At 32.0% G+C, this 11,351-nt stretch carries 11 protein-coding genes; 2 read left to right on the top strand and 9 right to left on the bottom strand.

Annotated elements, in window-relative coordinates:
* Positions 1-148: 148 nt before the first annotated feature.
* Together scfB and scfA are read right to left on the bottom strand one after the other, a co-directional pair.
* Positions 149-1,576, bottom strand: a complete 1,428-nt coding sequence (gene scfB, locus BN4220_RS10000) for a thioether cross-link-forming SCIFF peptide maturase (RefSeq protein ID WP_066715761.1) — start codon at positions 1,574-1,576, stop codon at positions 149-151.
* A 169-nt stretch (positions 1,577-1,745) separates the two neighbouring features.
* Entirely contained in the window at positions 1,746-1,886 is a 141-nt protein-coding gene (scfA, locus tag BN4220_RS09995; RefSeq protein ID WP_066715760.1) for a six-cysteine ranthipeptide SCIFF, read from the bottom strand.
* Positions 1,887-2,251: 365 nt separating this feature from the next.
* On the opposite strand from scfA, the gene BN4220_RS09990 reads away from it, so the two are divergent.
* Positions 2,252-3,115, top strand: coding sequence for a DegV family protein (locus tag BN4220_RS09990; protein ID WP_066715759.1), 864 nt, complete (start codon positions 2,252-2,254; stop codon positions 3,113-3,115).
* An 83-nt stretch (positions 3,116-3,198) separates the two neighbouring features.
* On the opposite strand, the gene BN4220_RS09985 is transcribed toward BN4220_RS09990, so the two are convergent.
* The 6 genes from BN4220_RS09985 to BN4220_RS09960 form a co-directional block, all read right to left on the bottom strand.
* On the bottom strand, positions 3,199-3,555 hold the full coding sequence (locus tag BN4220_RS09985; protein WP_066715758.1) for a VOC family protein: 357 nt from the start codon (positions 3,553-3,555) through the stop codon (positions 3,199-3,201).
* Positions 3,556-3,734: 179 nt separating this feature from the next.
* Positions 3,735-4,589 (bottom strand): hypothetical protein, encoded by an 855-nt coding sequence (locus BN4220_RS09980; protein WP_066715757.1) that lies wholly within the window; start codon positions 4,587-4,589, stop codon positions 3,735-3,737.
* 1 nt (position 4,590) lies between these two features.
* Positions 4,591-5,427 (bottom strand): hypothetical protein, encoded by an 837-nt coding sequence (locus BN4220_RS09975; RefSeq protein WP_066715756.1) that lies wholly within the window; start codon positions 5,425-5,427, stop codon positions 4,591-4,593.
* Positions 5,428-6,056: 629 nt separating this feature from the next.
* Entirely contained in the window at positions 6,057-7,067 is a 1,011-nt protein-coding gene (gene asnA / locus BN4220_RS09970) for an aspartate--ammonia ligase (RefSeq protein WP_066715755.1), read from the bottom strand.
* A gap of 72 nt (positions 7,068-7,139) precedes the next feature.
* Complete coding sequence (locus BN4220_RS09965) at positions 7,140-8,060, bottom strand: ArsR/SmtB family transcription factor (RefSeq protein ID WP_066715754.1); 921 nt, start codon at positions 8,058-8,060, stop codon at positions 7,140-7,142.
* A 21-nt stretch (positions 8,061-8,081) separates the two neighbouring features.
* Entirely contained in the window at positions 8,082-9,041 is a 960-nt protein-coding gene (locus tag BN4220_RS09960) for a family 43 glycosylhydrolase (RefSeq protein WP_066715753.1), read from the bottom strand.
* Between the two features lie 240 nt (positions 9,042-9,281).
* On the opposite strand from BN4220_RS09960, the gene BN4220_RS09955 reads away from it, so the two are divergent.
* Complete coding sequence (locus BN4220_RS09955; RefSeq protein WP_066715752.1) at positions 9,282-9,647, top strand: hypothetical protein; 366 nt, start codon at positions 9,282-9,284, stop codon at positions 9,645-9,647.
* Between the two features lie 94 nt (positions 9,648-9,741).
* Here BN4220_RS09955 and BN4220_RS09950 read toward each other — a convergent pair whose 3' ends face one another.
* A complete protein-coding gene (locus tag BN4220_RS09950; RefSeq protein ID WP_066715751.1) occupies positions 9,742-10,932 on the bottom strand; it encodes an IS256 family transposase in 1,191 nt (396 codons plus the stop codon).
* Between the last annotated feature and the right edge of the window lie 419 nt (positions 10,933-11,351).

Here is an 11,351-nt window from a genome sequence, read left to right as displayed (position 1 = left end):
CAACTTAATAAACATTAGCAATCTGTTATGAAATAGTCTTTTTTCAACTTAATAAACATTAGCAATCTACTATGAAATATAATGCAAAAAGAGCATTTATAAAATAGTTTCCTATGTTTATCAATGCTCTTTCTATTAATATTTATAATTATTCAAGACCTAATTCAGCTTCCGCTGCTTTAATCATAAGTGCACATTCTACACGTTTTCTTTGAAGTTCGCAGCCAATATCATAAGCATCATTAATGTCACCATGGAATTTATATGCATTTGCAGCACATCCACCGCTACAATAAAATTTCGCAAAGCAATCTTTACATTTACTCTTAGAATACACATTACTGCACTTAAATTCTTCACGAATTTCAGTTGCCTTAACACCTTCGTAAACATTACCAAGTAAGTATTCTTCTTCACCAACAAATTGATGACATGGATATAAATCACCCCATGGAGTAACTGCTAAATATTCTGTTCCTGAACCACATCCAGATAAACGTTTTGCAACACAAGGACCACCACTTAAATCAATCATAAAGTGGAAAAAGTTAAACCATTTTCCAGCCTTTCTTGACTCAATGATGTAGTTTGCAAGTTTATCATATTCTTCCATACATTTTGGAAGATCTTCTTCTTTTAAGGAATATTCTTCTTCTGGCTGAGCAACTACTGGTTCTACAGAAATCTGTTTAAATCCTAATTCTGCTAAATGCTTTACATCCTCAGCAAAATCTAAATTATTGTGAGTAAATGTTCCTCTTACATAATAATTTGTTTGATTTCTACTCTCTGCAAGCTTCTGGAACTTAGGAATGATTAAATCATAACTTCCTGCTCCATTACGGAATGGACGCATTTTATCATTGACTTCTTTTCTACCGTCAATACTTAAAACGACGTTACTCATTTCTTTATTTGCAAATTCCATTACTTCATCATTAAGTAATACACCGTTCGTAGTTAATGTGAAACGGAATTTTTTATTATGAATCTTTTCTTGCTCTCTACCATAAGCAACAAGATCTTTTACTACCTGGAAATTCATTAGTGGCTCTCCACCAAAGAAATCTACTTCTAGATTTTTTCTATTACCTGAATTAGCAATTAAAAAATCAAGAGCTTGCTTACCAACTTCATAGCTCATTAACGCACGTCTGCCGTGGTACTCGCCTTCTTCAGCAAAGCAATAACGACAAGCAAGGTTACAATCATGAGCAATATGCAAACAAAGAGCTTTCACTACAGTTTCGCGCTTTTTAAAGCTTCCAATGTAATCTTCATAGATATCTTCTGTGAATAAATTACCAGCTTCTTTCATATCTGCAATGTCCTGATAAACTGCTTCGCATTCTTCTTTTAAGCTTTCTGGTGTAATTTCTTCATCACCTTCTGCTTGAAGCTTAGCTAAGTTCTCTGGCTTGCTATATTTTTCTATCATTTCTGAAATGATATCTTCTTTATTTTTTTCTTCAAACAATGCGATAATATCATATGCTAAATCGTCAACTACATGTACCATACCACTATTGACATCTAATACCATATTATATCCATTGCTTTTATATTGATGAACCACTGTTGTACTCCTTTCAAAAATAAAGAGACAATGAATTAGAGGAGCTGCTACAAAATGTTAATAACACAATACATTTTGTAACAGCCCAATAAATGTTGCCTCTAAATTACACATCTGCTACTTAGCAAATAACCCTATATGTATACATAGGATTTTAAATAACTGCTACCTATCTATTTTCGCAGCTTTGATTTCCTACTGTACAGGATGTTTTACAAGCGGATTGACATGAAGTCTGGCATTCGCCACATCCACCTTTTTTCATTGTATCCTTTAAGTTTTTAGTGTTTAATGTTTTGATATGTTTCATAACGTAACCTCCTAATTGTCTATAACTCATGCTATTATAGCATAAGATTTCTATTAAGAAAAGAGTTTTTTGTTTCATTACTTGCTTTTTAATTTATTAATATATGAACTAAAAAGTGTTCATGATCTTGTTGCTCCAATCGGCATCCATAAGCGAGCTTAGGTATGCCTCATTCCATTTTCATTGAAAATACTTAAACTTTCTTAAGTATTTGTTATTATTTTTACATTGAAGGGCTAATTTTTGTATGCTATAATCAGATATGGTAATAAATACTACATGTATGTGTGAATGAATTTATTTATTCATTATATATATATTCTTAATCTATAAATTTTATACCACAACGGTAAGGAGATATCACCATGAAACAGTTTATCATATCTACAGATTCTACTGCTGATCTACCGAAAGATTACATTCAGAAACATAATCTATTTATCCATCCTTTATATTATACGATGGATGATGAAGTATATGGAGGAAGTACAGATTTATCACCAGAAGAATTTTATAATCGAATGAGAAATGGTCAAATGCCAACTACGATGGCAAGCAACCCTGGATTTATAAATAATGCATTTACAAAACAAATAGAAGATGGTTTTGATATTCTACACATTAGCTTTTCCTCAGCACTAAGCTGTAGCTATAGTAATGCTAGTGTAGCAGCAAAAGAAATATGTGATGAAAACCCAGATGCTAAAATTGTTGTAATCGATTCTCTTTGTGCCTCAATGGGACAAGGCCTATTAGTACATTACGCATTAATGATGAAGGAAGCCGGAAAATCATTTGATGAAATTGTTGCTTGGGTTAATGAAAATAGACATCATATATGCCATCAATTTACAGTAGATGATTTATTCCATCTACAACGTGGTGGTCGTGTATCTAAAACTGCGGCAGTTATAGGAACAATTATCAATGTAAAACCTGTTTTGCACGTGGATAATGAGGGACGCTTAATCCCACTATCAAAAACTCGTGGTAGAAAGAAAGCTCTAACTACGCTAGTTGATAACATGGCGACGAAGATAGAAGGATATCAAAATGATATTATTTTTATAAGTCATGGGGATTGTATTGACGATGCTCAGTTTGTTGCTGATTTAATTACTGAGAGATTTGGAATTAATAATTTCCTAATCAACTTTGTATCACCTACCATAGGTGCTCATTCTGGACCAGGAACAGTTGCTTTATTCTTTATGGGAAGCGAAAAATAACTATTTTTACATTGTGTGCAGATTAACTCGTTATACCAATAATCTGCACACAATATATTATATTTCGTACCTTTTTAATTAAGCTATTTTGTTTCTACCAACTGAATTTCATATCCATTTGGATCATTTACAAATAAAAAGCGAACATGTGGATTTGGTGAAATTGGTCCTCTTATTATGTTAATATTATGCTCTTTTAAAAGTTTTATTGTTTTTTCTAATGAATCTACTTCAATACCGATTGAGATACCTCCGGGTCTTGCATGACTATCTTTAGACCATAATAATTCTATTTTGGTTTCCTTTTCTTTTCCAAGCATTGCAATTTTTAAACCATCTCCACCATGTCTACTATCAATTGGTAGACCAAAGATATCATGATAAAAATGCAATGATTCCTCAAAATCATTCACATGTAATGTTGCCCAACAAAAATTCATTATAGCACCTCCTTATAATTTTTAGTTTCAAAAGAACTAAGAATATTATACAGTTTGCAATTAAGGTATACAACTTTTTTAAATGATTTCTAATAGGGCTATATGTTATTTAATTTTTAAGGTACTGGGATCTCATAAAATGAAATAAATTAAGATAAAAAAGATGTGAAGGTACGTCTTTAACTAACTTCTATTTTCTCGTTTATTGGAAGATTCTTGAAACACTTTTGTTCATTATTTGAAGCTCCTTCAGCGGACATCTCATTTATTTTATAAACAGTATTTTTAATGCCTTCAATAAAACGATAATTTTCATCCTCAGGTTCACAATAGATATTTTGATAAATAAGACTTTTTGTTTTAGAATCTGAATTTGCAACTTTAAATTCTCTATTATTTGGTATAAAAAAAGTGTTGTTTGCATTCAAAAATGGATAGGTATAAAAAATATGGTTTGATAATTTCTTTTTCTTATCATCCTCATTCTCTATTAATAGACATATATTTGGATTGGTAAAGTCATATTGTAACATTAAATCACTTAAATTCTTTTCCTCTAAGTTTAGGTTGATAAAAATTAAATCTGCCTCTTTTAATATAGTTCTTGAACATGCATTTTGCCCTATTCCACAGTCAATATATACATTTTTGTAGCATAGCTCAGCTAATGTAATCATATCAAGTATTATTTTATCTTGTTCACTTACGTAATCTTTTAAATAAATTGGTTGTTCCTTTATAAAATAATCGAAGCTTTTGTCCTGTAATAATCTACTGTATTCTATAAATAATTCTTTTGAACAAGTTCCCGCTACCATACTTTTTGATATCTTATCCATTCCTAATTTTAATTGTTCCACCCTAGAGCACTGCTCCCTTTTCGGAATAGGAATGCCATATTGATTTTTAACTGATTTCGTTTGTAAAATGATACTCTCCTGGTCGTATAGAATTCTACTCATTGTAGCAATTATTTGAATGATCGAGCTAGACCAACTTTCTTCATGAATATAACTTTTAAAAGCAATTTTCATTTTATATACCTCTCTTTTCCAAATTCACTACTTCTTTCCCATAATTACTATAATCATTAATGAACATAATCTTTCTAGTAGTGTTGATTAATTCATTTATGAATTCAAAATTAGGGTCATTATTATTGCAATTTATATGACGATTTATAAATTCAATGACTCTACCTTCAAATAGAGCACTTTCAAATTCAATATTATGCAATATTATAGAAATACGGTTATGTGGTATAGCAAATCTTTTCTGTATATGACTAATTGTCACCTCACGGTTGTGACGATAATCGCTTACTATAAAAAAGGTTTTATGTAATAAAGAGGAATAATCATGAAAAAACTCAGTAAAGGAACGTATGTCCTGTCTTAAACTTACAACGACTAAGTCCGCCTCATCTAGTATTGTTTTTGAACTCATACTATTATTCACCTTCGTATCAATCAGGATATTATGGCCTTTTTCTTCAAATTGATTAATCAGTGGTAGCTGATTCCATTGAAATTCGTAATCAAAGAAGTCTTCCTGTAAACGATTCTGAGGAAGATAAAATAAACTATCGTTAATAAGCTCAATCGTTGATAGCTCAGCTCTTTTTTTATTCGTCCCTCTCTCAAGTTGTTGTACTAAACAATCCCTTGTTCCACGACCTAAATAATAAACCTCAACTTCTTTAAGTAATTCCATACGTGATGGAAATAAATATCTAGCTAAGTTATTGGAACTATAATGATTTTCTAGTAATAGTGTCTTTTTTTGGCCTTCATGTAGTCCAATTACACTAATTGCTGCTAGATTTGCTGTTACTCCCGCATTACGGTCATTTGACCAAAACGCAATCTTCACCCTATTTCCCCCTTTCAACGATATAAAAGAGCCCCCTCAAAAATAATAAAAATTTCACTTTTGTTGTTTGTTATTTGTAGTTTGTAATTTGTTGTTTTTTCTGGAAGTTTATTCACTGACTCGTTTGAATGTTCACGATATGCTAAGTTCCATTAGAACTAGCGAAATATGCATTATCAAATTGCATTTTGTGTAGATTTGATTGGTAAGATATGTAATATACAAATATAATAGTTTATTGTTGCGAATTTGTAAAGTCTTTTTATTATGTAGAATTTCACATAAATTTTAGTAAATTTTATCCAAATTATACAAACTGATTTACTTTTTACTTCTTTTTTCATATTTTCACATTGTTATTCTATTTTTTTCAACATCAAAAGCTGACAATATAAGCCCAAATTAACTAACTATTTTAGCACATCATGCCTAGCCTTAGCCGTGAGCTTTTTTATTTATCGGACAAAGAACATATGATTTTATATCCTTTAAATTCAAAAAAAAGAAACTGTCATGGAATCATAACAGTTTCTTTTAAAGTTCTTTTTACAAAGTTCATTTTATAAATACTTTGAACGATGTTTATATACTTTTATAAATATCTTTGAACTATGTTTTACATATAATTCTTATAATAGTGGAAATGAAGCTTCTTCTGCTTCTCTTAAAACACTATCTGGCCAGATAGAAGATTGAACTTCTCCTATATGCGCTTTTCTTAAAAAGAACATACAAATTCTTGACTGACCAATACCTCCACCAATTGTGTATGGAAGTTCTTTATTTATCAATGCCTTCTGGAATGGCAATTCAGCACGATCCATACAACCTGCAATGTGCAATTGCTTAACCAATGAATCTTCATCAACACGAATTCCCATGGAGGATAATTCTAGTGCTGAATCTAATACTGGATAATAAACTACGATATCACCATTTAATTCCCAATCATCATAGTCTGGGGCTCTACCATCATGGCGTTCACCAGAAGCAAGGGCTCCACCAATCTGCATAATAAATACAGCGCCTTTTAATTTTGCAATTTTATTTTCTCTTTCTTTCGCTGTATCATTTGGATATAGATTTTCAAGCTCCTGTGTAGTCACAAATGCAATTTCTTCTGGTAAAATTTCCTCTATGTATTCGTATTTATCTGCAATATAATGTTCTGTATCCTTAAGAGCTTGGTATACACTACGTACTACTGATTTTAAAGTCTCAACGTTACGTTCATCCTTTAAAATAATCTTTTCCCAGTCCCATTGATCCACAAAAATTGAATGAATGTTATCGGTATCTTCATCACGACGAATCGCATTCATATCTGTATAAAGGCCCTCTCCATATGAAAATCCATATTTTTTAAGTGCCATACGTTTCCACTTTGCTAAGGAATGTACAATTTCTACTTTTTCATCATTTAGTTCCTTAACTCCAAAACTAACTGGACGTTCTACCCCATTTAAATTATCATTTAAACCGGATTCTGGCTTAACAAATAAAGGTGCAGATACACGTGTTAAATTCAACTGTTTTGCAAGTTGTCGTTCAAAATGATCCTTTACGTGTTTAATTGCTCCCTCTGTCTCTTTAATTGAAGTGGCAGGTTTATACCCTGCTGGGATAAATAAGTGCTCCATTGTACTACTCCTTTTCCTATCTTATATAAATCAAAATTGTTTTACTCTATTGTAATCTACTATTAAACTAAATTAATAATGAATGACCATTTTAATATGTTGTGGGAAATCTCCAAAACAATCACCAAATAAGTTAATACCACCGACATTCTTTGCATTATCTTTAATACCAATGCGAACAGAAATATATTCAGTTTCTCCTAAATGATAAGAAGATATCGGTGTGCTATGAACTAGCTCTTCATCAATAAAGGTACCTTCTTCTCTAAGACTCCAGGTTTTTAATACCCCATATTGTGTATTTTTATCTGGCCACCAATCTGGATTAAGTATTCCTCTTCTACCGCCAAAGTCACTTGGACAGTAATAAGTTCCAGCATCAATCCCATTAATCCAAACTGTAATGTCGGAAGGATAATTCAAATTATACTCATGATCTTCTGCACAAAGTTCCATGGATAGATCAATTCGTTTCTCTTTGTTATCCTTTAAAATATTATTTGGAAATCGATATTCTACATATCCTTTTCCAAACCATAATAATTTTGCCTTATAACGTTCTGGATGATAAAAGCACCTAGGCTCATCCTCTTGCCCAATCGGTCCTTTTTCTGATACAATACCACAAGTTGGTTCTACTTTATAATCCACATAATTTCCAATCGGCATATGGATAATTTCCGTGCGTTCTTTATTTATTTGCTGTGAGTCAAGAGAGATATCAATTGCATCAACTAATTTTGAACATAGTTTCATAGATCCTCGAACCCCTGGTTGAAGCGTTGTTTTTATAAGATTCGTTTCTTCTAAAACTTTGACATGAGCTGCTGCTGATGATTGCGGTATGGATAAGCATTCTGCTATTTCATTTATATTCATATCTTTATTACATAACAATCGTAAAATCTCTATGCGTGTATTTGCAGATAGAGCTCTGCCGATTAAAGATAATTGTTCACAATCATCTAAACTTAATTTAATTGATTGTTGCATAACACCCTCCATCTACAGTTTTTACAGACATCTTTTATTGTAGCACAGTGGTAAAGAAAAGGAAAGAGTAAAATGTTTGTTTAAATTATTATATTCCTCTTCTGTAATATTAAGTATTGAGCCATGTCTTTTTTTATTTTGACCCATATCATATTCACTTGGCTCTAATATACGATAATTTCCTTCTGATAAATTTGATGTTACCAATGGTAAGTATCCCTTTTTCGCTGCATACTGATCTAACATAAGACACCATTCTTCACGGTCATTAAACTTAAATATAGCTGGACCTTCTACTCCCATTAACTCTTCAACTTTTGGTGCACTCATTTTTGTGAATGATGCGCTATTTAATGTACTTCCTTTGTCAACTCGAATATTCTTTTCAGTTTCATCCTTTGAAAATCGATAGAATATACCATTATCTTCAATAATTGTGGTATCTATCACATCATTATCCCTTACAATATATTTTTCTGCCTTTGAAAAATTCTTAAAATCTCTTGTATAGGAACTATAAATTTTATGCCTTGGAGTACTTTCTCCATCTCCTTTTACCATAGACGCCCAAAATACAAAATAAGCATCTTTTGTATGATCATAGATAGCCTCTGGAGCCCAGACACATCCAGCACCTTCTACTCCTACATCAACTTTTACTTCTTTTGACCAATGTATTAAATCATCCGATTCCCAAACAATGAGAGATTTACTTCCATTATTAACTGCCGTTCCCCACCCTTTTCCATTTGCAATCCTTAAATCTGTCGCAATAATATAAAATTTATTATCGATACAACTACGTATGATAAAAGGGTCCCTTGCCCCCTTCTCTCCTATGGAGGATGTCAAGACAGGCTTCCCACAATTTAAATCTCTCCAATGTAAGCCATCACGGCTTACTGAAAAATATACTTGTTCTCCATCTTCGCTCTCCCCTGTAAATGTCACAAATAAATATGCAGCATATTCTTTTTTCAACACAATACCTCCCATATTACTACTTTTTACAACAATACCATAGTACCATATTGCTTTCCTTTTTGTCTTAGTGAATAAAATGAATTACTTTGCTTTTACAACTTTATTAAAAGCTCTATTACAAAATTTTTAATTTATTATACTGTGTATGTATATTTTTATAATTTTTTGTATTCAATGTGTAAATTTTTCTTTTATTAAATCATATTATGTATTAAGAAAATAGAAAGGATCTTAATTATGAATAATCGCAGAGAACAAGAAAATTTCATTCTTTGTCCTCCTGGAAGATGCCCATGGTTAATTCCACCACCACCGCCTCATATTCCATGGGGTCCAAAACGTGACTGTATTAATTGTGACCCACCTTTTGAACGAAGAGACTTTGATGATCGTGGTTTCCGTAGGGATTTTGACGACCGTGGATTCCGTAGAGATTTTGATGACCGTGATCGCCGTAGAGATTTTGATGACCGTGATCGCCGTAGAGATTTTGATAATCGTAGAGACTTTGACGATCATAGGTTCCGTAGAGATTTTGATGATTTCGAATTTCGTAGGGACTTCGATGATCGTAGATTCCGTAGAGATTTTGACGGTCGATGATATTAAATAAATATTTAAATAATTATTAGCTAACTATATTTAATAAATATATTAAATAATCATTAGGTAGTGTCAAGAATTTTGTGTAAATAGATTATGAGTACCTCTCAGTAAACATATCCTGAAGGGAATCATAACTGCTAGAAAAACCTCTGAGTTTCTTGGATGACCATGATTCATTATAGGAAATGACCTTGTAGTAAACTAACTTACTGCAGGCATCTTCTGTTGGTAAAGAGTCTTTGGTCTTGATCAGGCGACGTACTTCCTTATTGAATCGCTCAATCCAATTCGTTGTATAAATGGATTTACGGATTGAAACAGGATATTTGTAGTACGTAAATAAATCCTCATCATTTAACCAGGATTCCACTAAACGTTTATAAGATTTACTCCATTTCGTTGAAAAATCATCAAGTGCAACTTTACACTGATCATAGTTTGGTGATTCATAGACTACTTTCAGATCAGCTGTAAATTCATTGATGTCTTTCTTTCGTACACTGCGGATGGAGTTTCGCACTTTATGAACAATACAACGTTGAATATCAGCTTTCGGATACACACGGTGAACAGCATCATCTAAACCATTGAGACCGTCCATTACGAAGAGAAGAACCTCATTTACACCGCGATTTTTAAGTAGACGTAGGTTATCTTCCCAGACATAAGCACTCTCATTTACTCCGATGAAGAAGTCTAATACTTCACGATAACCATCTTCATCAACGCCTAGGATGAAGTATACAGCATCACTTGATACAGTATCTCTTCTTAGCTTGATATGAAGTGCATCGATGTATATAACGGAGTAGCGTTTTTTGAGAGTTCGATTATGCCATTGTTCGATTTCTTCCAATGCAACATCGGTGATATTGCTTACAGTTGCAGCACTATATGAATTACCATAAAGCTTTTCTATAATACCTGCAATTTCACGTGTAGATGCACCGCTGGCATACATTCGAATAATCATTGTTTCTAGCCAATCGTCACGTCTTGCATAAGGAGGAATGAGTTGTTGCTCAAACTCATTGTTACGATCACGAGGTATCTTGATTCCTTCAATTGTACCGTATTTGGTCTCATAGTTACGACTGTAGTAACCATTGCGTGAGTTACCCGTACCATGACCTTCCGGGCTGTATTTTTCATAATTTAAAACGTTAGTGAGTTCCTCTTTCATTAAGGTTTCCATGGTTTGTTTTAACAGACTAAGAATATACTCTTGAAAAAAAGAGTTTAAGTCTAGATTTTCTTTGTGATTTTTGTTATCATAAGTCATAGGGAAGTCCTTCTTTCTTGGTTTGGTGTTTTTCTTCGTCGTTAAACATTCTACCATGTCAGATGGAACTTCTCTATTTTTTTTATTTACACAAAATATTTTACACTATCAATCATTAGGTAACTATATTTAATAAATATAAAATGATTACTTCAGACTTTTATAAATTTAAAATATTATTTAAAGCAGTTTCAAAACAGTGACTAATAAATGTATTTATTACTGTTTTGTCTCTGCTTTTCTTTTTATCTAATCTAAAAAATTAATCCTTTCTTAAGTTTATTGCTACATACTTGCTTTCCCTAAGATGACTATGATATGATTTGTCGCATATTCCGTTAAACTTATATCTACAAATTGATCAATTACAATCTAGATATTTATTTAAATATGAAAAAGATTTATTCTATCAAATATAT

Source organism: Clostridium sp. Marseille-P299, from assembly GCF_900078195.1.
Classification (GTDB): Bacteria; Bacillota; Clostridia; order Lachnospirales; family Lachnospiraceae; genus Lachnoclostridium.
This window is presented reverse-complemented; position numbering and strand designations above follow the sequence as displayed.